Below are 25,597 nucleotides of genomic sequence, written 5' to 3'. Positions count from 1 at the left end.
AAGGTTAATCCTTTTCTTTTACGTCAGCGGACTTGAGTAAGAATTCTATCGTCTTCTCTTCTCTTATCCTCTCCAAAAGATTATCTACCAACCCCTCTTTTTCGTAATAACTTTTTACTTCCTGTTCGCCCTTGCCCGACTGAATGGATATCGACTTGTACGCGCTATCGAGATCCTTCTGGTCAGCATCTATATTTTCGCTGGTAGCTATCCTGTCCAGAATAAACAGAAGCCTGACCTGCCTTACCGCGTCATCTTTGAACCGGCCCGTAAATTCTTCATTCTTTTTTTCGAGGTCTTCTTTGCTGAATCCTTTTTGCGTAAGTTTCGCCTTCGCGTTCTCCGTCATAAGGCGTATCTGTTTGTTAACCAAAGATGACGGCACGGAAAAGCTGTTCTCATCCATGAGCTTATTGAGGAGCTGGTTCTCCGTAGCTATCTCGCTATCCGACTTCATCTTTTTTTCCAACTCCGCCGCTATCTCTTTTTTTAGATCTTCTAAATTTTCCTTACCCAGATCCTTGGCAAAATCGTCATCTATATTGGGCAACTGTCTCAACTTTATCTCTTTGATCTTTACATGGTACTTCGCTTTTTTACCGGCCAAATCCTTATCGGGATATTTTTCCGGCATATTAACTTCTATATCGCGTTCTTCGCCCTTCTTCATGCCTATTATTTTTTCCGTTAATCCGCTTAGCAGGGACTCTTTATCAAGCAGCAGCCAGAAATTATCCTTCTTCTCGCACCCAGGCTTACCCTCGATGGAGCGTTCAAGATCGGTTACGATATAATCTTCCCACTGCGCGGGCCTGTCTTCGACGGCTACATATTTCGCCGTATACTCACGAAGATTATCTATAGCTTTTTTTACGTCCTCGTCCTTAATCTGCACCTTTTTCTTGTCAACCTGAATACCTTTATAATTTTTAATCTTAAACTTCGGGCGCGTGTCTACACTGGCCTTAAAAGACATCGGACTGCCTTCTTCCAGCACCAGGTCGGTTATGTCGGGGAAACCTATGGGCTCTATCTTGTGCTCTTCGAGGGCCTTCTGGTAGGCATCCGATATCACACGGTCTATGACATCCTTCTTGGCTTCTTTAGCGAAATGCTTCTTAACGAGATCCCTGGGTACTTTTCCCGCCCTGAAACCCGGCAACGAAGCCACCTTTGTTATCTGGGCATATGCCTCTTCGAACGCCTGATCTATAGTCTCTTTGGGCACTTCTATCTCAAAAAGCGTCGTACATTCTTCTATCGGTTTTACTTTTGACTTCATCTTATCTTTTACCTTATCTTTCTTTTTTTGGGAAGTGTAGATTATATCACAAAGGTGCTTAATTTACATCGTAAATTTTTCGCCTAAGTATATCTCTCTGGCCCTGGGATTTGATATTAGATCTTCCTTTGGCCCTGAAATCAATATCCTTCCATCTGCCATTAAGTACGACCTGTCGCATATCGTGAGCGTCTCTCTCACATTGTGGTCGGTTAAGAGTATGCCCAACCCTTTGTCGCGCAACTCTTTTATTATCTCCTGGCACTCGCCCACGGCTATCGGGTCTATGCCGCTAAAAGGTTCGTCCAGAAGAATAAACATAGGATTCGTTACCAGCGCCCTCGTTATCTCAACACGCCTCTTCTCTCCGCCCGAAAGCGTATATGCCATGTTCTTCCTCAAGTGGCTTATTTTAAGCTCACCCAATAACTCATCACATCTTCTTTTTCTTTCGCGGGGAGAAAAATCGAGCGTCTCTAAAACGGCCATGATATTTTCTTCAACGGTCAGTTTTCTGAATATGGACGGCTCCTGGGATAGATACCCTATCCCGGAACGCGCGCGTATATGCATCGGCGTACCGGTAATATCCTGCCTGTCAAATATTATTCTGCCCCGGTCAGGTTGTATCAGGCCGGTTATCATATAAAATGTGGTAGTTTTGCCGGCGCCGTTTGGGCCGAGCAACCCAACAACTTCGCCCCTCTTGACATTTATATCTACAGAATCAACGACGCACCTTTTACCATACACCTTTACCAAACCGGTCGTTTCTAATAGATGCATATTTTACCTCTCTGGGAATCTGTCTTTTACAAAACTATCACCGGTGTCTTGAGCCATCTCTATCTTGGGGCTTCCGCTCAATAGAACTTTCTTATCCGCTTCGCTATATTTAGCGTTGTCGCTGTAGGCCACATTCTCTTTCTGCGTGATCTTTACCCGCCCATCAGCAACTATATCGTTTATCTTCTTCGTCTTCGGATCCAGATTAACGGTTATCCTGTCCGCGTCTATGTCACCGTCTTCACTTCTTACTTTTACGTTCTTCCTGAAATACGCCAGGTTCTTTGCATAATCGAATTCCACCTCTCCGTCACAGGTAATCACTATCTTCTTCCTGTTACCTGGAAGATCTTTTTTTTCTGAAGCGACAGTATCTATCGGAAAACCTATCTGATCTTTCATTACCGAACCGGCATTCTCTATAGTCGCCTTTACATTCTTTTCAAGCCTGACATTATTCTTCGATTTATCGTATACACCCTGATCCGCGGTTATAACAGCTTCCTGATCGCCATATGTCTTAGCGATAATATCGCCCAGCCTTATCTCATTTTCTGATATGGAGCGGGCTGTCCTGCCTATAACCTCCCACTTCTTTTCTCCCTTGTCGGTAAGGCCTTCGAGGTTAAAAGAAAGCACCTTATGCTCTACACCGTCTTTTTTCGCTCCGGAAGAGCTTGCCTCTTGAGTATCGCTCGAAGACGCGGCGTCTTCCACCCTGGGCGGTTCTTTCTTGCCGCAGCCGGTGGATATAAAGGCCGTTATAAGCAATCCTAATAATAAATATTTTTTCATTTTAACTTTCTTTTTTGGTCTTCCAGCGTTTATGCACCCATACCCACTGTTCCGGGTAGCGTCTTATGTACGATTCTACAACATCCGACCATTTTTGAGTATTCGTTACTATATCCGCCTCTTTATTTCCGGTATTTATCAATTCTACCGGTTTTTCTACAACAAAACGGTGACGATTGCCTTCGCGGATCACAAAAGTCGGTATCAGGCTGGCTCCTGTAGCTTGAGCCAACACCGCCGGACCCACTGGTGTATAAGCGGGCCTCCCGAAAAAATTCACGAATACGCCTTCGACCGAATCAACATCCTGGTCCGCGACTATGCCAAGTATCTTGTTATCCTTCAGCACCCTTAGCATCTTCCTTGGCGACTCATCACGGTAGATGACATTGATATCCCGCGCCCTTCGCAGGTTATTAAGCCAGTTGTCGTATTTATAAAAATATATCTTCCGGCCTATGGTAGAGCCCGGATAGCCTTTAACGCGGAATGTCAGCCCCAAAAGCTCCCAATTACCGAAGTGGGATGCCAGTATTATGGTACCCTTACCTCTTGCGAAAGATCCGTCTACAGTATCAAGGCCTTCTACGCTAACAAAGCGGTCTATATTATCTTCTTTTATCTTCGGAAAATTGATAAGCTCGGCGGCGTTTCTGCCGAGATTTTCAAATACCTTAATCGCGATATCCTTAATCTGGCGCGGTGTCTTTTCCGCGCCAAAAGCGTGAGTAAGGTTATCTATGGCTATATCTCTATATTTGGGAAGAAGGAAAAACGCGCATCTGCCGAAAAAAGCGGCAATCGCCGAACTGACGCTCATAGGCAGTAAATATACTAAAAACGCGGCAACCCTTCCGAGGTAATATAGATAATACCTCCTATACTTATATTTCATAAACCATATAAATATATAATAATAAGGTTACAATGTCAAGGCGGATGGATGCTACTTGAAGTATTTGGCTGTGGCCTGGTCCCACTTGTCCTGGCTCTTTAAGATAAGATTGCAGACTTCGCGCACAGCGCCGCGTCCGCCTGATTTTGAGGTAACGTAGTGCGCGGCTACTTTTACCTCTTCCATAGCGTTTGGCACAGATACGGCAAAGCCCACCCTCTTCAATACCGGAAGGTCTATTAGGTCATCCCCTATAAAACATATCTCTTCGGGATTAATCTTGAATCTTTTTAATAGGTCGTTAAAAGGTATCATCTTATCCAGGAACCCGGCATACACTCTTGCCACCTTTAAATCGCGGCCGCGCATCTTCACTATCCTGGATTTTTTCGCGGTCATTATGACGGTCTTTATGCCGGCCCTGTTCAAAAGCGACATACCGAAACCGTCTGTGACATCAAAAAATTTCAGTTCATCGCCGTAAATGCTGTATACTATACGGCCGTCGGTCATAACACCGTCTATGTCGCTGATAAGCATCTTCACGCGCTTCGCTTTTTCCACGATCTCTTTACTTATCATACGAGCCCTGCTTTAAGCAGATCCTGCACATCTAACAATCCAACAGGCCGCTTTTTGTTATCGACAACCGGAATTTCGTCTATCTTTTTTGATCGGAGTATATCAAAGGCTTCCGCCGCCAGCCTGTCTTTGCTTATAGTTACCGGATTTTTAGTCATGACGTCCCTGACTTTTTTATTAATAAGATCGGGTTGGCCTTCTATGTGCCTTCTTAAGTCACCGTCGGTAAATATTCCGATCAGCTTACCCTTAAAATCAACCACGCTTGCGCTTCCCGCGCGTGCCTTTGTTATAGCAAGCAAAACTCTTTTGACAGGGCAATTCTCGTTAACTATAGGGTTATCGCTGCCCTTCCTCATGATATCGCCTACGCTTAACAATAACCTCTTGCCCAGTATCCCTCCCGGGTGAAAGAAAGCAAAATCATTCTCCTTAAAACCTTTTTTATCAAGCAGGGCTACCGCAAGAGCGTCTCCCATGGCGAGCATTGCTGTGGTCGATGTTGTGGGAGCCAGTCCTAACGAACACGCCTCTCTCTTTACCGAGGTATTTATAATATAATCCGCGTTCTTCGCGAGTGTGGATTTTGTATTTCCGACCATAGCGATCAATTTCGCGCCTATCTTCTTCACAATAGGTAAAAATTTGATTATTTCATCCGTCTCGCCGCTATTTGAAAGCGCCAGTATAATATCTTCCTTCGTCACTCTACCTAAGTCGCCGTGCAACGCTTCTGCCGGATGCAGATACAGCGAAGGTGTGCCGGTAGAAGAGAGTGTTGCCGATATCTTCTGCGCGATAAAACCGGGCTTGCCCATTCCCGTGACTATCACGCGCCCTTTTGTTTTATACAAGGCGTTTACAGCCTTTTCAAAACCGGAGTCTATCCTCTTTATCAGATCAGATAAAGCGTCGCGTTCTATCGTAAGGACATTTTTGGCTATTCTTTTAGCCATTATCTTGCCGCCCTTTCTATCTTCTTTAACTTCATCAGTATTTTTTCAAGCTCGGAGAGCTTTACCATATTGGGACCGTCACTCAATGACTTTGAAGGATTTTCGTGTACCTCTATAAAGATACCATCGACACCGCAGGCAACCGCGGCCATCGATAGATATGGTATGAATTTGCTTTCACCGCCGGATTTATCCCCTAACCCCCCCGGCATCTGGACAGAGTGAGTCGCGTCGTATACAACCGGATAACCCATCTCTTTCATTATCAGCACAGACCTGAAATCACTTACAAGATTATTATAACCGAAGCTTACTCCCCTTTCGGTAAGAATTATCTTTTTGTTTCCGCTCGACTCTATCTTCTTAACTACATTGCGCATGTCCCAGGGCGCTAAGAACTGCCCCTTCTTTATATTGACTACTTTGCCTGTATTGGCCGCCGCCAATATCAGATCCGTCTGTCTTGAGAGAAAAGCCGGTATCTGGATTACGTCCAGCACCTTTGAAGCTTCCCTAACCTCTTCCTTGCAGTGTACATCGGAAAGGATGGGTAGGGCCAATTCCTCTTTTATCTTATGCAGTATCTTCAATCCCTTCTTAAGTCCGGGGCCCCTGAATGAATTCACGGAGGATCTATTCGCTTTATCGTAACTTGATTTGAATATAAAAGGCACTCCAAGCCGCCTCGTTACATCTTTTAACGCCTTCGCGTGCCTTACGGCGCTTGATTCGGATTCTATAACACATGGCCCCGCGATAAGGACAAGCGGATTACCCGCCCCTATCTTTACATTGCCTATCTTTATCTCTTTGGTAGACTGCATTATATTTTACCTTTAGTATCTTTCAGACAACATCATCTCTTTTACTCTCAACAGATCTTCATGCGTATCAACACCGATTGTATCGAACTTCGTTTCAACTATCTTTATCTTGTAACCATACTCCAGCACGCGCAGCTGTTCAAGTTTTTCCGCGTTTTCGAGAGATGATTTAGGCAGATTTCTGAATGTGAATAAAAAGTCCTTGGTAAACGCGTACATGCCTATATGTTTATAATATACCGGCTTCTTATCTTTATCGACGCTGTTTGTCCTATTATACGGTATAGCGTAACGCGAAAAATATATCGCGTATCCATTCTTATCAAAGATAGCCTTTACCACATTTGAATTCGTAAGCTCTTCTTCGTCTTCTATCTTCTTTACCATAGTCGCCATCTGCGCGGTCTTCTCATCTTCAAGAGCCATCACGAGATTATCTATCATGATGGGCTTAACAAGCGGCTCATCGCCCTGTATATTTACCGCTATCTTCACGTCCAGAGGGTTCACTACTTCCGCGAGCCGGTCGGTGCCGGACGGCTGGTCGACGGACGTATAGACCGCTTTCCCGCCGAACTCCTGCACAACCTTCATTATGCGCTCATCATCACACGCAACAACAAGGTCGTCCAGCGTCTTCGCCTTTTTCGCGCTCTCCCAAACATGCTGTATCACCGGCTTACCCAGAAGATCCGCCAGTACCTTACCTTCAAATCTTGTGGAACCCCATCTTGCGGGTATTACCCCTATAGCTTTCACTTTTACTGACTCCTCCGATTTTTAATTATTTATTATTCCGGATTCTTTTCTTACTCTATCTATCAATTCATCCGGCGTTACAACCGCGATACCTACCTTGCCGACAACAATGCCGCCCGCGCAGTTAGAAATATGCGCCGCCTGCACAGGACTCGCTCCGGACGCGAGCGCAAGCGTATAAGAGGCTATCACTGTATCTCCCGCGCCGGACACATCGAATACTTCCTGCGCCACCGTAGGTATATGCTTCATAGGTTTATCCTTCTGAAAAACCGCCATACCATTCTCGCCCAGTGTTATCAGGGCTATTTTGCATTTGAATTTTTTGAGCATGGCCTCACCGGCCTTTTTTAATGTCGCGTTATCTTTTATTTCAAAGCCAACGGCCTTGGACGCCTCATGATTATTCGGAGTGATAAGGCTTATCCCCTGATAATATTTCAGATGTTCCTCTTTGGGGTCGACAGATATTATCTTTTTTCGCGATCTGGCTAACGGCACTATACTCTTCAGCAGCTTAGGAGTTATGACTCCTTTGCCATAGTCCTCGATTATAACCGCGTCTATACTGTCTATTATCTTTTTAGTATAATCGATGATACGCGATATCATCACGTCGCTTAACGCGTCCTTTTTCTCCTTATCTATTCTAACAACCTGCTGGTGATGGGCGACAACGCGCGTCTTTAGAGTGGTCGGCCTGGACTCATCCACGACTATACCGCCGGTATCGATGCCTTTCTGCTCAAGCTCTCCCTTGAGTATAGCGCCCCTTTCATCATCGCCGATCACTCCGGCTATGAAGGTGTGCGCACCCAAACTTCTCAAATTATTCGCGACATTTGACGCCCCTCCGGGCATGAAACTTTCACGTCTGACCCACACCACCGGCACAGGCGCTTCGGGAGATATGCGGGAAACGTCTCCCCATATAAATTCGTCAAGAATAAGGTCGCCTATGACCAGAACGTTCGCGTCCTTAAAATTTGATACTATCTGTTTCAGCTTGTTGAAATTCTGTTTTTCCATAATTTTATATCTTTTCTATTATCGATCTGTGAAGCAGCGGAATCATTATTTCATGATGCCCTATAATGCTGTACCCTTTGCCGCCCTTTGATGTCGGCCTGGATATGACATTCTGATGCACCCTGTACTGGCTAATCATATCAAAACTTGCCGTCGTAAATTTATCTACCTTGTATCCTAAATTTCTGGCGACTGTTACCGCTTTTAAGAATACTTCGGGTAAAATCACGGCCGAACCGATATTGGCGGCCACGCCTCCATCAAGCTTTGAAACGCTGTAGATAAAGTTTTTGAAGTCAAGAAGCGACCCCTCTCCTATAGCCATCCCTACCGCACTGGGATGCTGGTGTATTATGTCTGTTCCTATCGCTACATGAGCCGTTACCGGTATGCCTAATCTGTAACCTTCCGCCAAAATGCTTAAACCTTTGCACGAAAATTTTGACTTCAATATTCGGCTGCCAAGGGCCTCTCCTATACCAACGCCGTTTCTAAACCCATAGTTTATCGAGCCGTTGATAAACGAAGCTGTATCTTCCGCCATGCCGAACGAGCCGTCAACTATGCCCTCACCGACATCTTCGCTCGTCCTGCCTATCATAGCGACCTCGGTATCATGTATTATGCCGGCTCCATTTAACGCGACTGCTCTTACAACACCACGCTTCATCAGGTCTATGACCAACGGCGACAGGCCGCACTTTATTACATGCGCGCCCATCATAAATATAACCATCTTCTTCTTTTTGTGGGCGGCAATGATATCGTCTACTACAGTTTTAAAATTATTGGCGGCGAGAATAGCGGGCAATGAATTGTAAAAATCTTTAAAACTCGACCCCTTTTTTACAAGGTGCGCAAAGTCCTTCACGGACACCTTGCACTTGCGAGTATCAAGGCGTATGGTCCTTATTTTGGATAGGTCTACTCTCTTTTGCATTAAATACATCCTTAAAGAATCAATATCTTATCACAAGGCGTCGAGCCTCGTCAACGCAATATTGTTTGCGCGGCGGCAAGCACGTCATCTACGCTTATAGCTTCCAGGCACGCGAAGCCGCGCTTGCAGTTATGGGCAAGGCATAATTTGCATCCGACATCCTTATGCAAAGCTATGTCTTTCTTGCCTATGGGCCTCCAGCGCTGCGGCGAAAGCCCTCTGTCATTTCGTCCGAATATAGATATTGTCGGCGTTCCCACAGCGCAGGCTATATGTACTGGGCCTGAATCATTCGATATAAATAGGTTCGAACGCTTTAACACGCTTACGACATCCGATACGGTGGTCTTGCCCGACAGGTTCACATTGCCGGAAATCATCAGCTCCGCCGTCCTGTCTCCAAGTTTTTTGTCCACAGACCCTGCTATTATAACAATCTTCGCATTATACTTTTCGGCGAGTGAATCCGCTACCTTCGCAAAACGCTCTACTTTCCATTTTTTTGAAAGACAACTTGCGCCGGGATGTACCGCTATCACCATATTGTCCTTGGATATGCCGCTCTTGGCAAAAATATCGTCCACTTTTTTTTCTGCGGCCCCATCCGCGGTCACATGCAGGGTCTTCTCTTTTGGTTCAATACCCGCATAACGCACTATATCGAGCGTATAGTCTATTTCGTGTTTCAGCCCATATTCCTTCAGATGCGGGATCCTCTTCGTCAAAAGAATCCCAAGCTTTTTGTCGTAGCCTATCCTTTTGGGAATTCCGGCCAGAAACATTATTATGTGCGTCCTGTTTTTTGGGTGAAGTATAAACGCCAGATCGAATTTCTTTTTTCTTAACCCTAATATAAATTTGAGGTCACTTAAGATGCTCATGCCTTTTTTTGACTTCTCATATGTTATAACCTCGTTTAGATACGGATTGCCCTTAATTACTTCATGCGCGTAAGGCCTGACGACCGCCGCTATGTAGCTATCCGGATACGCGTCGCGCACGGCCTTTATAACAGGTGTGGATAGAACAAGGTCCCCTATCTTATCCGTCCTGACAATAAGAATTTTTTTGTACTTTGTAATTTGGGATTTGGGATTTGGGATTTTACTCATATCCTTCCACCATCATCTTTGCAAAGTCATAGACCTCGTCCGGCGAAATCAGTTTCATACATTCGTGATTATACTTACATACAGCACTTTCGCAGGGGGAACAAAACAACTTTTTATTGATAACCGCGTCAAGCTCTCCCGTTGGGCCGTATTTTTTAGGATCGGTTGGGCCGAATATGGCCAATACCCTTGTTCCCATAGTGCAACCCAGATGTAATGGCGCACTATCGTTTGTTATCAGCAATTTCGCTCTTTTCAATAATGCCGCCAACTGCCTTATATTGGTCTTGTTCGTAAAGTTATAAAATTTGCCCTTCATCCTTCTAGTTACTTCGCTAACAACCCCGCCGTCTTCTCCCATGCCTATGAAGACAATGCTCGCACTGCTTTCGCTGGCCAGCCTATCCGCGACACTGGCAAATCCCTCGGCCGTCCATCTTTTAAGGTGGCTCTTAGCGCCCGGATTGATAACAACTATAGGATCGGATATATTACACTCCGCCAGCAGGTTCTGCACATATCTTTCATCCTCTTGCGGAATGTAAATATATGAATCTTCCTTGATATTCTGCATCCCAAGCGGGTGAAGCCTATACAGGTGTTTTTCTTTTTTATGGATAATGCTTTTGGGAAATGTCTGCATAGAGCTGGTTCTATACTTTGGCATCAGCAAAATAGGAAAGGCCGTATTCTTTAGATCGACTACGAGATCATATTTTAACCTCTTTAATTTTAACTGCAGCCTTCTCTTTTCGACTATAGATATATGCTTATCATATATGACCAGCTTAAAGATCCGCGGATCCTTATTAAAAATATCTCTGCCATTTGGCCCTACCATCACATCTATTCTTGAAGATGGAAACTCTTTTGAAAGCGTCCTTATAACAGGCGTGGTAAGAATAATATCGCCTATGTTGCTCAAAGTTATAACGAGTATTCGCTTTATCTGATCTTTATCTATTTTCATGGTTTAATTAATTTTAGGGCTTCCTTAAACACGTCTTCCGGTTTTATAAGCGCCATACAACGGTTATCTGTGCATGTCATATCATAACAAGGGACGTCGCATTCTTCGTTTTTCGAGATTACGTTATAACTGCCCTTCCCGTAAGGGCCCGTAAGCCCAGCGGATGTCGGCCCGAATAACGCTATAACATTACTTTTCATCGCTACGGCAATGTGCATAGGACCCGTATCATTTGCCACTACCAGGTTTGCGCGCTCCATCAAAGCTCCCAGCCCTTTTAAATCTGTTTTGCCGCAGGAAATGACCGGCCTATTCTTCATTGATCTTCCTATATCTTCTGCCAGCGCGATATCCTTTTTCGCTCCGGATATTACCACCTTCGCGTTAAGTCTTTCTATAAATATATCGGCTAATTGCGCGAAATTTTCCCTTGGCCACCTTTTAGGATTCCAGTTACCGCCCGGGCAAAGCACTATTAGAAGATCTTTATCGCCTATACCATTTTCATTTAAAAACTGCTTTATCTTTTGCCGGTCTGACTGTTTTACGAAAAATTCATACGCGACATCGCCTACCGCTATCCCGTATGCTCTGGCTAAATTAAGAAAATACTCTACCTTGTGGATCTCTTCATCCGAAATCTCCACAAGTTTAGTTAAAAACATGCCGCGCTTCTTGGTAGGATATCCTACCCGCTCTTTAACCGCAGCTAAAAACGTTATAAGCGCTTTTGTAAATGACCTGTGCAGTATAAACGCTATATCAAATCTCTTCTTTCTTAAGTAAGCTATTAATTTTAATTTACCGATAAGGCCTTTGTGCGCGCCTTCTTCATCGTAGATTATTATCTCGTCGATACGCGGGTTGTCTTTCAACACATCGATACAGCGCGGATGTAAAAGGCAGGCTATATAGCTATCCGGATAGGCGTCGCGGATGGTCTTTATAAACGGAGTCGAAAATATTACGTCCCCTATCCAGTTCACGTTTACTATAAGTATTTTTTTACTACCGCCTACCATCTGGTCTCCTTCCACCAAGCATAAAATCTGTTTACCTTGCCCCAAATCACCAGAGGGGTCCTGGACGACGATGACATCTTAAGCCGTCTTATCGCGTATATATCATTGATCGCGCTTTTCTTATCCGGATTGGTTGTAAAGGCACCCTCGTACCCTGCCAATCTTGCCGTCTCCTTTACCAGGTCATTGAATCCGCCGTTAGGATAACATATATAGTCCACTTTTTTTCGTAGCCCGTACTCAAAAATCTCCTTAGAGCCTATAATTTCTTCATGCAGTTTTTTTTCATCAACAGAAATAGTCGGAAGCCATGGATGCGACGCCGTGTGGCTTTCAACCATAACTAAGCCTGAATCGGAGACTTCGCGCAACTCTTTCCAGCTCATATAACCCGGCTCTCCTACGCGATCCGCAGCCATAAAGAGCGCGGCATGCACACCGTACTCTTTTAATATAGGATAAGCATTTTTATAAAAACTGCGCAAGCCGTCATCAACTGTTATAGCGACTGCCCTTGAAGGCATCTTTTCTTTTTTTGTCATATAAACTACAACCTTGTCCAGACCTACTATATTATATTTATGTTTAACAAAAAACTCTATCTGCTTACGGAATATTTCGGGCGTAACATTGGGCGTGGTTCCGGGATCCTCAACCTCAAAAGAATGGTACATTAATATCGGAACGACCGAGGAAGATTTTACATCAACATAACCTATCGAGGCAATTAACAGGACTGCTATTGTAGTAGCGGCAACTAATAATATGCGCTTCTTACTGTTTGCCACTTACTACCTCCCTGTAGAGCCTGCTCATCTTTTCAGCCATAACGGTAATTGAGAAATTTTCTTTCACAAACTCTCTTCCATTTTGCCCAAGCCGCATCGCGGCGGCCTTATCACTCAAAAGTTTCGATATAGAATCTGCCATCGCGCTGATATCGGCCACAGGGACGAGCATGCCATTATCCCTGTCCTTAACTATATCCCTTATTCCGCCTATATCTGATGCTACGCACGGTCTTGCGGCGGCCATCGCCTCGAGCAGCGCAAGGCCCAGCCCCTCTTTTATCGAAGGCAGCACAAATACATCCATGCATGCAAGATACATATTAGCGTCTTTATAGATAGGGCCCGCGAATTTTACGTTATTTTCTATGCCCAAATCAACGGCCAACTTTTTCAATTCATCTTCTTCCGGCCCCTCACCTATGATAAGACATTGCGCCAGATTATTTTTAGAAATCACGTTCTTCATCGCCTCAATAAGAAATTTCTGGCCTTTAACAGAGGAGAGCCTGCCAATAGTCCCCACTACAGGGCCTTCTTTAAGCGTTATTGATCTTTTTAGTTTGGATATTTCGTCGTTCGAAAAATTTTTCGAGAATTTATCCATATCGACTCCGTTATGTATAAGCCCTATGCGTTCTGAATTTATACCAAAATCTCTTTCCAGATGGGCCTTTACAGGCTCACTTATCGCGACTACTCTCTCTCCCCATGTATCAAACAGTTTTCTCGATAATTTGGGTTTAAAAAAACCATGGCACGTCGATACATAATGAGCCTCTGCTTTACGTGATGCCAGGAAAGAGACAACTTGCGAAACCCTTGTGTGCGCATGGACCAAATTTACGCCTTCCTCCATAATTATATTAGCTAAAGGCGATACCGCGCTAAAAACTTTCGGGCCAAATTCAAATTTTGTCTTTATACCTATGTACTTATGCTTTATACCGTTTTCTTTTAACTCATCTTCCAGGTTGCCTCCGCTTGAGGCAACGGAACAATCTATCCCCATCTTCTTCATCGCATTGCACAATGAAAGTATATACCGGCCGATACCGCCTATATTCATGTGCGTATTTACATGCAGTACTTTCATTGTCCGGCGCCATTCTGGGTTAAGATATCCTTGGTAGCTTTAAAAACCTCGTCGACCGTTATCTCTTTCATGCATTTAACTTTTTTCAAACAGTTCGGGTTATAGCATGGGCTGCACTTTAGATCCTTCTTCATTACTACGTATTTTTTTGATGGCGCTATATGCCTTGCCGGATCCGTAGGGCCGAACAAGCCTATAAATGGGGTGCCTACGGCCGAGGCGATGTGCATAGGCGCGGAATCGGGCGTTATATAAGCCCGGCATCTTTTTATAAGGCTCGCCAATTCAAGCATGCCTGTCTTACCTGCGGCCACTATAGGTTTCGAGGAAGTGTTCTGGCTTATCCTTTCTATGAAAGGGATATCATCCTTAGTCCCTGTAAGCACTGTGCGCACGTTGAATTCTTTCGCGAGCCTGTCACAAAGTTCGGCTATATACTTAGCCGGCCAATTCTTAGAAAGCCAGCGCGAAGAGGCTCTCACGTTTATACCTACTATATTTTGCGTTGATTTGATCCAGCTCTCATTGAGCAAACCGCTTACCTTTTCATCGTCGGAAGGCGAAGGCCATATCTCCAGATGTTTATCCAGAGGTTTTATACCCGCGAGCTTTAATACCCTGAACTGATGGTCTATAGGATCCAGATACGGCGCGTCATCCTTTATCCTCTTGTTCAATAGAAAAGAAAATTTTCCGTTGTCGTAACCGTAGCGAAGCGGCGCCATAGACAAAAATGAAAGTATGTGGCTCTTTTTATTATTCTGCAGATCTATTACTATATCAAAACAGCCCTTCCTTAATTCCTCTGACAACCTCCATAGCCCAATAAAGCCTTTATTCTTGCCCTTAAAGTCACATATTATCCTGTCATTTATATACGGGCATCTATCCAACACTTCTTTGGCCTGGAGCCCAACGAGAACCTTTATCACAGAGTCCTTGTGTTTTGCGCGTATTGAACGAAGCGAAGGCGTGCTTAATATAACATCGCCTATCGCGCTTAATTTTATCACCAGAATATTTAAACTTTTCAAGGCTTCTTCATATACGCTAATAGTCTTGGTCATCATAAGATCGAGATTAAAATTATCCTCCACGCGCTTTCTGCCCTGGATCACAAACTCTTCCCATAAGGCTCTGTCCTGGTAAAGCCTCGATATCTTATCGGCCATATCGCGCGGGTCCTGCGCGTCACAGAATAGGCCCGTTTTATTATCCTCTATGATATCGACAACGCCGCCCACTCTGGTCGAAACCACCGGTACACCGGACGCCTGTGCCTCCACAATGGACCTGCCGAACGCTTCCGGGGTGATTGTAGCGGATACAAGACAATCCAGGTCTTTCATTACAGATGGGATATCTTCTTTGGCGCCCACAAACTGCACAATATTTGCAAGGCCGAGCCTTCTTACTAACAGATCCAGGTCCTCTTTGTATTTTTCTTTTGGGGCGCTGCCTACTATTACAACTTTAAGATTGGGGATCTTTCGATATAAAAGAGATATCGCTTTTATAAAATAGGCATGGCCTTTTAAAGGCGTTATTCTTGATATCATCCCCACGGTAAAACCCTTTGAGGAATGCGTCTTAGGATTCCTGAATTTGAATCTTGTCAGATCCACGCCGCGGGGAATAAAACGTATGCGATCATGGGGCACGCCAAAATCGCTTACCATATGCTTAGCTATTATATTGGATGGCACTATCACGAATCTGCCCCAACCCATTACGCTACTCATAAAACTTTTTTTGTAGTAACCATGAGCGGTAGTCATAAATACACGATTGGTCATTCTGGAAGCTATAAACGCTATAAGCGCCGGCACGCGCGAGCGCACATGTACGATATCGATATCTTCATTTTTTATGATATCGGCCACCGCGCGAACCATGCGTATCATATTAAAAATAGACTTCTTCCCTACCGGTAACGTATAGTGGCGCGCGCCCATCTTATCGAGCTCTCTTACAAGCCGGCCGCCTCCCGAAATGACGATCACCTTGTGGCATTTCTTTACAAGGTACCTCGCCAGATCAATCGTCCCGGTCTCGACCCCGCCAACTTCCAGTGATGGTAATATCTGTAATATGTTCATAAACTTTTCGTGCTTCCTTTAAACCTAAAACTCGTTATGTTCGCACAAATAAGATAAAAATCTTATAAGAAAAATGTTAAATATAACCGTTTTTCGTCATTACAAAAGACCTAACATTTTTATTGTGCTTACATAACTATAATTTTAGGTTTTACAATGGCCACTTACAAAATCCTTTGTGCTTCCCAACCTGCCAAATCTACCCAAATCATAAATTATCATTTACTATTTTTTCAATATTTTTTCTTGCTCTCTTAATATTAGCCTGAGCTGTTCTTGATCAAAAGGGTTAGGCCTAAACTGCCTCAGATCGTAAAATTTTTCGCCCATTTCACAGGCGGACCTTGCGGGATTCCGCCTGAAGCGGCGTCAAAAATTTTGATTCCTTTTGGCGATCCAGAACGGCCGGACAAACTGGGCAATTGTATAATAGTTGCCAGGTTAGACGGCCATCAAAAATTTTCCGAGTAAATTTGGATGCCCAATCCAAATTTATGTCCGCTGAAGGTGGAATCCCGCAAGGTCCGCCGTGCAGCATGAGAAAAATTTTATATGAGCGCCCTCATGGCTTCGTAAATTTTGTCCGTATCTCCGACCTTTTTCGCGGGCGACGTGTCTTTTAGCGCTCTTGAGGCCAGCGATATCATCTCTCCGGCCCTGGCTATTGATATGTACCCATCTCTTGCCAGATTTTCGAGAACACGTTCGTGTTTTGTAATAGAATTTTTCTTCTTCTTAAGGCCAAAAGCTACTGTCTTTTTACCTGAACTCACCGCCTCGGAAATCATTGATATTGATTCGCCCGAAACGATAGCGACGTTACTTAAGGCCAGTATGCCTGTCAGCGTCTCTTCTGGATTGCTCTCATTCGCTATTACAAGCAGTTTACATCTGGAGTTACCCTGTAACATAGATTTTATAATCGACTCCTGCTCTTTATTTGTGCGCCTGGAAGTCGTTACCAGCAGATCCGCGTTATTCGATTCGCAAACTTTGAGCACATCGTTTATGACTTTTTTTAATAAATCTCCCGAAAGCCTGAACTCCGGATTATCGCCGCCTATCAGAAGCCCCATAACCTTGTTGCCTTCAAGTCGCACACCGGCCGACAATTTCTCTCCCGCGGCTTTCAGCGCCTGGCTGTCCACCAGATTGGGCGCTAAAGTCGTAATAACAACATTTTTACGTTCACATATTCTGTCATGTTTGGGCGCGATTATAAAATTAAACTTTCTTAAACCGAATAAAAGGCACGGCTTCATAATTACAACATTCCTGGCGTTGTTTTCCTTTTTCATAAATACATTCACGGGAGCTAAGCTCGAACCGCAGGAGACTATAAATTCCGCGTATGTCTTCATTAAATTTTCGTAAGAATCTTTCTTCAGGCACATCCTCAAGCAATACATGCGGCCCTGACAGCGCCAACTTGCAAAGGGCACAATACATGCCAATAGAAGTCTTAATAATTTGTTTTTATACTCAACACTCACCGTAACTATTGAAGTATCCTCTATTTTGTATCCCTGGGTCATCCTCGCCCTCTGTATCTCGCGCGCTACCGCAAGCGATTGGTTCAGATGGCCCGCCTTGCCGTCATTTAAAACAAGGATGGTCCTTTTTGGGGTGGATTTCCACCTCTTGTGAAGCCATAACCACTGATCAGGATACTGCCTGATGTACTTTTCCAGCAAAGACATATATTTCTGCAGACTATCCTTCACATCTTCCTGAGTTTTGGCATCCCTCATATCTATGTAATCTTCCAGGTATAATTTATGAAATGGACCGGCCGTCCTTACGATAAAATTGGGTAATATTATAGAATCCGTATGCTTGGCTATTTCAAAAGGCCCGACATGCGCCGATGTTGGCCTGCCAAAAAAGTTTACAAAAGTACCGTTCTTGCCGGCATCCTGATCCGACAATATCCCTACCATATCCTTCTTATAAAGTTCTTTGAAGATAAGCTTTGTGGACATCCCCTTCCTTACAACCTTACATCCCTTCGACTCTCTGAGGCGGTTTAAAAGTTCATTAAGCCGTTTCATCTTCTGCTCGCGGGCAAGGACCGTTATAGGAAAACCCTTCATAGCGCTTACCAGGCTCGACAGTTCCCAGTCGCCGTAGTGAGCCGTGAGAAGTATGGTGCCCCTGCCTGATTTCCCGGCGTCCTCTATACGGTTCATATTTACAACTTCAACATATTTATTCACATAGGATTTACTTACCTTGGTAAGGCTTAAGATCTCGGCAAAGCTTTGGACGAGGTTTATATAAACTCTTTTAGTGATCGCACGCAACTCTTTCGGGGGCTTCTCGTTCGCGAACGCTGCCTTAAGATTGGCGTAGGCTATCATGCGCCTTTTCTTATTAATAAAGAAGGCAGCGGAACCTATACGCCTGCCTATCCAAAGGTTGAACTCTATTGGAATAAAATGAAATATGATATTCAGCCCTCTAACGAGTATAGAGGCGATTGAGTCTATCAATCAAGATCTCCTTCCCCAGCGTTATTTCAAGGTTTATCACTACAACCATGACTGTATAGGATCCAATATACAGCCCGAGCCTGTTTAATTTCACGATATCCTTTTCTGTCGTAAGCACGAAGTCAAAACTTCTTTCGCTGCATCTTTTTAAAATATGCTCTATGTCGCTCTTCTTGTAGTTATGGTGATCCGTAAATTTTATGTGCTCGACCACTTCCGCGCCCATGGCCCTGACGGTCTCTTCAAAATGCGACGGATCGCCTATGCTTGAGAATAAGATAACGCGCTTGCCCTTTACATAAGAAAGATCGCGCGTGATCCTAGTTTTGTTCTCATATAAATAAGTCGGCTTATGAACAGCTTCCAAAAAAACAGCGGTTCTGTTTATATTGCCTGCCTCGGCCTTTAAATTTTCCAAATTGATATTCTTTCCGTCAGTTTTCGTAAAAACTATAATGTCAGCCCTCTGCAAAGCCTTTTTGGGCTCTCTTAATACTCCCCTGGGAAATAATTGCAAATTACCGAAAGGATTCCTTGAATCGACAAGCACTATATCAAGATCCCGGCCAAGCTCCCAATGCTGAAATCCATCGTCAAGTATCGCTGTATTTGAACCATAAAGCTTAACCGCTTTCAAAGCCGAGCGCGCCCTGTCTTCGCCTACAAGAACCGGTATATCGGTGAGTTTATTCTTCAGCATCGCCTGCTCGTCCCAGCCATAACCGCGTATAAGCACACACGCGTTCTTCTTAAGCTCCGACTCTAAAATGTGGCCCAGTGTCACCACGAAAGGCGTCTTACCCGTACCGCCTAAAGTTATGTTCCCGACGCTTATAACCTTAAGGGGCGCCTTACGCATCTTAAATATGCCGAATTTATAAAAGACTCTTCTGACCGCTATAGCGAAACCATATATAAGCGAAACCAGATAGAGCTTAAATTTAAAGATGTCGTAGAAAAAACCATTCTTCTTATCGGTCATTAACGAATATATGAAGTCCCTCATTTCAAGACTCCCGCGATTTCGATAACATTTTTCCCCGTCGCGCCGGCATTTTCAACGATCGTCTTCTTCGCATTTTTACCCAAAAGGCCCCTTGCTGCGGCATCACGTAAAAGAAGTTTACATTTTTCGTAAAGGTCTTCACCGTTAAAAACCTGCAGCGCGGCCTTGTTCCTTAAAAAAACGGCTGCGATATATTTAAAATTAAACATATTAAGCCCGAAGAGTATCGGCTTGGCAAAATATGCCGGCTCTATAGGATTATGCCCCCCGTGTTTTATAAGACTGCCGCCTACAAAAACAATAGTTGCGACAGAGTACGCCTCATTAAGATGGCCTATCGTGTCGAGCAATATAATCCGGGATTTAGAATCTGGGGTCAGGGTCTGTATTAACTTATCGATCTGGACTGCCCTATCAATATGCCTTGGGGCTATGAGCAGCCTTAAATTCGGGAAATCGGCCAAAAGCCTATTAAATACATCGAGAACAATCTCTTCTTCGCCCTCGCGCGTACTCCCTGCTACGAATAGCTCTTCGCCAGCTTTGAGCCCAAACAGGTCGCGTACCGCCTCGATATCTTTTACATTTGCCGGAAGCTCTATATCGAATTTCATATTGCCCGTTATCCTTACCCTCTCCTTCGGCGCGCCCAATTCTATTATTCTCTCGGCATCTATGCTATCCTGCATACAAAATATATTTATACTTTCCAGGGTCTTCTTCAAAAATGGCTTTGCGAACCTGTATTTTCCTATGGAACGATCGGATATCCTGCCGTTAATAAGCGCTGAAGATATAGCGCGCGAAGAAAGCTCCGCCAAAAGATTGGGCCATATCTCAGTCTCTATCATTATATATAAAGCGGGTTTAATCAGGCTTATCGTTTTTCTAACTATAGCCTTAAAATCGAGAGGAAAATATATGATTACAACATCTTTGCCGAAAATTTTTCGGGCCAGGTCATTCCCTGCCTTGGTTATAGTCGAAATGACTATATCCCGATCCGGGAATTTTTCTTTCAAAACCGGTATAAAGCTCTTACAAAGCGCGACTTCGCCTACACTAACCGCCTGTATCCATATGCGGTCCCTGCCGGAAAGCAGAGCCCTCTCCTTCATCTTATCAAATATGGCAAACCTCTCGCCAAAATCCGCGTGAAGCTTGCCCTTAAAGATAAGGGTAGGCAGATAAAGCAGTGAAAATATAAAAAATCCTATTGAGTACAGCATTTTTTACCGGAGAATAACCTCAAAACCAGTAATACAGCGCCAATAGTTATTGATGAATCGGCCACATTGAATACGGGCCATACGCGAAAATCCAGGAAATCTATAATATGGCCAAATATAAGGCGGTCTATCACGTTGCCGGCCGCTCCGCCAAGAATAAGGCCCAGCGCGCTTAAGCTGACGAGGTCCTTGCGCTTGCCGAGCCATACGTACGCAAATATAAGCGCGACAACGATGAAAGACATGACTATGAAGAATTGGTTTTTGTCTTTGAATAATCCAAAGGCTGCACCGGTATTCAACACCAGTGTGATGTGAAAAATCTTGGGCAAGATTTCTACGGACTGCCCTTCGAGCATATTGTTGAATACCAGAAACTTGGCAAGTCTGTCAATTATGATAACCAGCGACGCTATCAAAACCAGACAGGTCATTTGCTTTCATTCTTGGACTGGCAAGCTATACAAAGTTCCGTATGCGGTATGGCGTCAAGCCGTCTTTTCGGTATCTGTTTTCCGCACTGCGGACAATTGCCGTATGTGCCATCCGCCACCCTCTTCAATGCCTCATCTATAGAGTAGAGAACATCCTGTTCGTCACTGGCTCTGCCTAAAGAGAATTCTACTTCATAGTTGTCGCTGGCCATATCCGCCATATGAAATGAGTAACCGGAAAGATCCCCCGACGCGTCCCTTTGGGATGTCTTGAGCGTATCCTGGGCTATGTGATTAATGCCGCTCCCGATCTTCTCGCGTTCCTTGAGAAGAAGCTCTTTATATTTCTTCAGATCCTTGCTTGACATTTTTTTAATCTTAAACGTCTTCTCTGCTTTCTTCACAGCGTTCTTCGCTTTTACTTTCATTCTTTTTACCGCTTTCTTCTTGATCATCTTATTCTTTTTCTTCATATTACCTTATTCTCCTTTTCTGCTCCGCCCTTCAACCTATCATAACTGGTAGGGCTTCGCAGGAATCAGTAGCGAAGTCCTACGAAGCTGTACCCGAATTATACATGTTGAACAGCGAAATAGACCCTAAATATTCTTTATGCATCTTTCACAAAGTGTAGGATGGGCCTTATCCATGCCTACCGTGTCGCTATAATTCCAACATCTTGAACACTTTATCCCTGCGGCCTTCTGAACCAATATGTCCGGCTCACCTTCTTCAATATTGGCCTGTGAAACTATAAATAGATACCGCAGGAAATCTTTATCCTCTGACAATATCTTCATTGTCTTAGCATCGTTGGTCACCACTGTAACCGCCGCCTCGAGGCTCGCGCCTATATCTCCCCGGGAACGCTTCTCTTCTATCTTCTTCAATACCGTTTCTCTGACACCCGCCAGGACTTTCCATTTATCCTCAAGCTCTTTATCTATCCACTTTTGACATATGCTCTCATCCGGCCATGACTCTAAATGAACCGACTCTTTTTTATCTTTGACCGACAGATATCCCCATGCTTCATCGGTCGTAACCGCTAACAGAGGCGCCATTATCTTTAATAGCGCCGAAAGCACCTCGAACATCGCGGTCTGGCCGCTTTTCCTCTCCGGAGAAGACTTTGAAAATGTATACATCCTGTCCTTCAACACATCAAGATATATAGACGAGACTTCATTAACGCAGAAATTATACACATCCCGATACACTTTATGGAACGCGTAAGTCTCATAGTTACGACTCGAGTCTTTTACAAGAGCTGCGAGTTCATTCAGTATCCACCTGTCTATCTCGAGCATATTCTTGTACTCGACTTTGTCTTTTTCAGGATCGAAGTCATATAAGTTACTCAATAGATACTTGTATGTATTGCGGATCTTTCTATAGGCATCTGCCAGGCGCGTCAATATCTCACCCGACATCCTTATATCTTCCGAATAGTCACTCGACGCTACCCATAATCTCAATATATCTGCGCCATATTTCTTCATGACTTCTTCGGGCGTTATTACGTTCCCCAAAGACTTCGACATCTTTTTACCTTCGCCATCTACAACAAAACCATGCGTGAGTACGCTCTTATAGGGCGGTCTTTCGTCGATGCCCATACCGGTTATCAAAGCCGACTGAAACCATCCCCTGTGCTGATCGGAGCCTTCCAGATACAGCTCACATGGATAATCAAGATCTTTGTTATTTTTCAATACAGCCTGATGGCTTATACCGGAATCGAACCATACGTCAAGGATGTCGGTCTCTTTTCTGAATCCGGACTTGCCGCATTTTTTACACTTTGTTCCCGCTGGTATTAGATCCTCTTCTTTATTGATAAACCAGGCATCCGCGCTCTCCTTTTCAAAGATAGACGCCACATGTTCTATAACTTTTGCGTCTAACAGCACTTCGTTGCATGAAGTGCAATAGAAAGCCACTATAGGCACGCCCCAGTACCGTTGACGCGACAAACACCAGTCGGGCCTGTTCTCTACCATTGAGGAGATCCTTGACTCTCCGACCTGCGGTATCCATTTTATATCCGAAGATATACTCTTAAGCATGCGCTTTCTTAAATCTTTATGGTCTATTCTTAAAAAATACTGCTCCGTTGCCCTGAAGATGATCGGCCTCTTGCAGCGCCAGCAATGCGGGTATGAGTGCGTGACCTCTTCTTCATGCAAAAGATGTTTAATGGATGCCAGTTTTTCAAGTATAGGCTTATTCGCTTTTATAACATCCATATGGCTGAATTCGCCGCAAGAACTGTCAAATTTACCTTTTGAGTCTACGGGCATTATAGTCGGCAGGTTATAGCGCTTACCCGTCATATAATCTTCCTGCCCGTGGCCGGGCGCGGTATGAACACAGCCGGCGCCATCTTCCATAGAAACGTAGCTTGCGGTAACCACCTTCGCTTTTCTATCTATAAAAGGATGCTTCACCTCAAGGCCTTCGAGTTCTTTACCTTTAACGGTCTTCGATATCTTATAATCCTTGATCCCGATCTTGGCCATAACATTATCGAGAAGCGCTTTAGCGAGTATATATGTCTTGCCTCCGGCGACATCCGCAAATACATATTCAGCTTCAGGGTGAAGAGCTATCGCGACGTTTGCCAATAATGTCCATGGTGTCGTGGTCCAGATGATAAAATAGACATTATCCTTAAGATTAAACGTTACATAAATGGACGGCGAGGTTTTATTCTCATATTCAACCTCCGCTTCCGCCAATGCCGTTTCGCAGGTAGCGCACCAGTTGACCGGTTTTAGATCTTTGTATACGTAGCCTTTGTCCACCAGTTTGCCAAATGACCTTACGATCTGGGCCTCATAATCCCTTGAAAGAGTCAGGTACGGCGTTTCCCATCCACCCATTATTCCAAGACGCTTAAATTGCTCCCTCTGGATGGCCACATATTTCATGGCGTAGTCATACGCTTTCTTCCTAAACTTTACCTGGTCGATATCGTACTTCGTCATCTTCAATTCCTTGAAGAGCTGATGCTCTACGGGAAGCCCGTGGCAGTCCCATCCGGGGATATATGGCGAATCGAACCCGCGCATAGTTTGATACCGTATCACTATATCCTTCAATATTTTATTAAGAGCATGGCCCATGTGTATATTGCCATTAGCGTATGGCGGCCCGTCATGAAGAATAAATTTCTTCTTTCCTTTATAAAGTTTGCGCAGCTTCTCATAAAGGCCTATATCCTGCCAATGCTTCACAAACTTCGGCTCCCTATTGGGCAGATCCGCCTTCATCGGGAAATCCGTCTTCGGTAGATTTAATGTATTTTTGTAGTCCATCTTATTTAATATATTTTCCAATTATCAGATCCAAATCCTTCTTCGTTTTTTGAGGTATAGATTCAGGCCTCGTTACGATAGAATCCTTAAGCGCTGACGCGCATACACAGGTTCGTTCGTTGCCCAATTTCTTCAATACCGTCTTGATTATGCCTTTTGACTTATCCACATTTTTGCAAAGATTCTGCACTATCATCTCTATAGATACTGACTCTACGGATTGATCCATGTGCCAGCAATCGTAATCCGTAATGCAAGCGAGTGTCGAGTAACAAATTTCGGCTTCCCTGGCAAGCTTAGCTTCCGCTAAATTTGTCATACCGATTATATCCATCCCCCATGACCTGTAGAGATAAGATTCCGCCTTTGTGGAAAATTGCGGCCCCTCCATGTTTAAATATGTGCCGCCCAGATGCATATTGGCTCCCAGGGCCATTCCCGCCTCGTACAGCGCCTTGGATAGATGCGGGCATATAGGCTCGGCAAACTGTATATGCGCCACTATACCGCTGCCGAAAAACGTCATCTGTCGGCCGTAATTTGTCCTATCTACGAATTGCATAGGTATCACTATGTCGAGTGGCTTCAACTCCTCTTTAAGGCTTCCGCATGCGGACACGGATATTATCCTCTCAACGCCGAGCTTCTTCATCCCGTATATATTGGCACGGTAATTTATTTCGCTCGGAAGGATCCTGTGGCCCTTATCGTGTCTTGCCAAAAATACGACTTCTTTACCTTCCAGACCACCGGTTATAAATTCACTGGACGGATCCCCAAAAGGCGTCTTTACCTTCACCTCTTTAATATCTTTTATGCCGTCTATGTGATAAAAACCGCTTCCGCCTATGATACCAATCTTTCCAGCCATAAAATCCTTCCTATCCCAATCTCATAGCGAAACCGTATAGAGTTCTTACCAAAAATAATTTCAGGAACCATATTACCAAGAGCGCAAATATGGGCGATAGATCTATACCTATAGAATATGCCGGCAGAAATCTTCTAAAAGGAGCCAGCAAAGGCTCCGTCGTCTTGTATAAAAACCGCACTATCACATTGTATGGATCCGGATTGACCCAGCTTATAAGAGCCCTTATTATTATCAACCAATTCGCTATTGTCAGGATGTAATCCAATATTGTGGCGATCGCCACTACAAAATTACCCGCTACGAACAT

General features: G+C 44.3%; 24 protein-coding genes. All 24 read right to left on the bottom strand.

The features are described 5' to 3' along the window. Positions 1-4: 4 nt before the first annotated feature. Positions 5-1,282, bottom strand: a complete 1,278-nt coding sequence (tig, locus tag Q8R38_01145) for a trigger factor (GenBank protein ID MDP3790636.1) — start codon at positions 1,280-1,282, stop codon at positions 5-7. A 63-nt stretch (positions 1,283-1,345) separates the two neighbouring features. Next, entirely contained in the window at positions 1,346-2,068 is a 723-nt protein-coding gene (gene lptB, locus Q8R38_01140) for an LPS export ABC transporter ATP-binding protein (GenBank protein MDP3790635.1), read from the bottom strand. Positions 2,069-2,071: 3 nt separating this feature from the next. Continuing rightward, entirely contained in the window at positions 2,072-2,863 is a 792-nt protein-coding gene (locus tag Q8R38_01135; protein ID MDP3790634.1) for an LptA/OstA family protein, read from the bottom strand. Position 2,864: 1 nt separating this feature from the next. Continuing rightward, positions 2,865-3,758 carry a lysophospholipid acyltransferase family protein gene (locus Q8R38_01130; protein MDP3790633.1) on the bottom strand — a complete coding sequence of 298 codons (894 nt, stop codon included), beginning with the start codon at positions 3,756-3,758 and terminating at the stop codon, positions 2,865-2,867. Positions 3,759-3,809: 51 nt separating this feature from the next. Then, entirely contained in the window at positions 3,810-4,340 is a 531-nt protein-coding gene (locus Q8R38_01125) for an HAD-IIIA family hydrolase (GenBank protein ID MDP3790632.1), read from the bottom strand. Continuing rightward, on the bottom strand, positions 4,337-5,296 hold the full coding sequence (locus tag Q8R38_01120) for a KpsF/GutQ family sugar-phosphate isomerase (GenBank protein MDP3790631.1): 960 nt from the start codon (positions 5,294-5,296) through the stop codon (positions 4,337-4,339). Before Q8R38_01120 ends, Q8R38_01125 begins: the two co-directional genes overlap by 4 nt. After that, positions 5,296-6,120: a 3-deoxy-8-phosphooctulonate synthase gene (kdsA, locus tag Q8R38_01115; protein ID MDP3790630.1), complete on the bottom strand. Its 825-nt coding sequence runs from the start codon at positions 6,118-6,120 to the stop codon at positions 5,296-5,298. The genes Q8R38_01120 and kdsA overlap by 1 nt, the downstream gene beginning before the upstream one ends. 12 nt (positions 6,121-6,132) lie before the next feature. Next, complete coding sequence (gene kdsB / locus Q8R38_01110) at positions 6,133-6,879, bottom strand: 3-deoxy-manno-octulosonate cytidylyltransferase (GenBank protein ID MDP3790629.1); 747 nt, start codon at positions 6,877-6,879, stop codon at positions 6,133-6,135. A 21-nt stretch (positions 6,880-6,900) separates the two neighbouring features. After that, positions 6,901-7,908, bottom strand: a complete 1,008-nt coding sequence (gene rfaE1, locus Q8R38_01105; protein MDP3790628.1) for a D-glycero-beta-D-manno-heptose-7-phosphate kinase — start codon at positions 7,906-7,908, stop codon at positions 6,901-6,903. A 4-nt stretch (positions 7,909-7,912) separates the two neighbouring features. Then, the gene (locus Q8R38_01100) at positions 7,913-8,848 is read right to left on the bottom strand and encodes a hypothetical protein (GenBank protein MDP3790627.1); all 936 of its coding nucleotides are present in this window, start codon (positions 8,846-8,848) and stop codon (positions 7,913-7,915) included. Between the two features lie 50 nt (positions 8,849-8,898). After that, positions 8,899-9,960 carry a lipopolysaccharide heptosyltransferase II gene (gene waaF / locus Q8R38_01095; protein ID MDP3790626.1) on the bottom strand — a complete coding sequence of 354 codons (1,062 nt, stop codon included), beginning with the start codon at positions 9,958-9,960 and terminating at the stop codon, positions 8,899-8,901. Next, positions 9,953-10,930: a glycosyltransferase family 9 protein gene (locus Q8R38_01090; GenBank protein ID MDP3790625.1), complete on the bottom strand. Its 978-nt coding sequence runs from the start codon at positions 10,928-10,930 to the stop codon at positions 9,953-9,955. Before Q8R38_01090 ends, waaF (Q8R38_01095) begins: the two co-directional genes overlap by 8 nt. After that, on the bottom strand, positions 10,927-11,952 hold the full coding sequence (gene waaF / locus Q8R38_01085; protein MDP3790624.1) for a lipopolysaccharide heptosyltransferase II: 1,026 nt from the start codon (positions 11,950-11,952) through the stop codon (positions 10,927-10,929). The genes Q8R38_01090 and waaF (Q8R38_01085) overlap by 4 nt, the downstream gene beginning before the upstream one ends. Then, positions 11,946-12,740, bottom strand: a complete 795-nt coding sequence (locus Q8R38_01080; protein ID MDP3790623.1) for a polysaccharide deacetylase family protein — start codon at positions 12,738-12,740, stop codon at positions 11,946-11,948. The genes waaF (Q8R38_01085) and Q8R38_01080 overlap by 7 nt, the downstream gene beginning before the upstream one ends. Beyond that, a complete protein-coding gene (locus Q8R38_01075) occupies positions 12,727-13,836 on the bottom strand; it encodes a glycosyltransferase family 4 protein (protein ID MDP3790622.1) in 1,110 nt (369 codons plus the stop codon). Before Q8R38_01075 ends, Q8R38_01080 begins: the two co-directional genes overlap by 14 nt. Continuing rightward, positions 13,833-15,935: a lipopolysaccharide heptosyltransferase II gene (gene waaF / locus Q8R38_01070; GenBank protein MDP3790621.1), complete on the bottom strand. Its 2,103-nt coding sequence runs from the start codon at positions 15,933-15,935 to the stop codon at positions 13,833-13,835. Before waaF (Q8R38_01070) ends, Q8R38_01075 begins: the two co-directional genes overlap by 4 nt. A gap of 548 nt (positions 15,936-16,483) precedes the next feature. Then, the gene (locus tag Q8R38_01065) at positions 16,484-18,427 is read right to left on the bottom strand and encodes an ELM1/GtrOC1 family putative glycosyltransferase (GenBank protein ID MDP3790620.1); all 1,944 of its coding nucleotides are present in this window, start codon (positions 18,425-18,427) and stop codon (positions 16,484-16,486) included. Beyond that, the gene (gene lpxK, locus Q8R38_01060) at positions 18,396-19,433 is read right to left on the bottom strand and encodes a tetraacyldisaccharide 4'-kinase (protein MDP3790619.1); all 1,038 of its coding nucleotides are present in this window, start codon (positions 19,431-19,433) and stop codon (positions 18,396-18,398) included. The genes Q8R38_01065 and lpxK overlap by 32 nt, the downstream gene beginning before the upstream one ends. After that, the gene (locus tag Q8R38_01055) at positions 19,430-20,662 is read right to left on the bottom strand and encodes a 3-deoxy-D-manno-octulosonic acid transferase (GenBank protein ID MDP3790618.1); all 1,233 of its coding nucleotides are present in this window, start codon (positions 20,660-20,662) and stop codon (positions 19,430-19,432) included. Before Q8R38_01055 ends, lpxK begins: the two co-directional genes overlap by 4 nt. Next, positions 20,647-21,096: a signal peptidase II gene (gene lspA / locus Q8R38_01050; protein MDP3790617.1), complete on the bottom strand. Its 450-nt coding sequence runs from the start codon at positions 21,094-21,096 to the stop codon at positions 20,647-20,649. Before lspA ends, Q8R38_01055 begins: the two co-directional genes overlap by 16 nt. After that, complete coding sequence (locus Q8R38_01045) at positions 21,093-21,569, bottom strand: TraR/DksA C4-type zinc finger protein (GenBank protein MDP3790616.1); 477 nt, start codon at positions 21,567-21,569, stop codon at positions 21,093-21,095. The genes lspA and Q8R38_01045 overlap by 4 nt, the downstream gene beginning before the upstream one ends. A gap of 126 nt (positions 21,570-21,695) precedes the next feature. Further along, positions 21,696-24,416 (bottom strand): isoleucine--tRNA ligase, encoded by a 2,721-nt coding sequence (gene ileS / locus Q8R38_01040; GenBank protein MDP3790615.1) that lies wholly within the window; start codon positions 24,414-24,416, stop codon positions 21,696-21,698. A gap of 1 nt (position 24,417) precedes the next feature. Continuing rightward, entirely contained in the window at positions 24,418-25,287 is an 870-nt protein-coding gene (gene mtnP, locus Q8R38_01035) for an S-methyl-5'-thioadenosine phosphorylase (protein MDP3790614.1), read from the bottom strand. A 10-nt stretch (positions 25,288-25,297) separates the two neighbouring features. Then, positions 25,298-25,597, bottom strand: coding sequence for a YggT family protein (locus Q8R38_01030; GenBank protein MDP3790613.1), 300 nt, complete (start codon positions 25,595-25,597; stop codon positions 25,298-25,300).

The sequence above is a fragment of the Candidatus Omnitrophota bacterium genome, assembly GCA_030695905.1.
In the GTDB taxonomy this organism is placed as follows: domain Bacteria; phylum Omnitrophota; class Gorgyraeia; order 2-01-FULL-45-10; family 2-01-FULL-45-10; genus CAZHPY01.
This window is presented reverse-complemented; position numbering and strand designations above follow the sequence as displayed.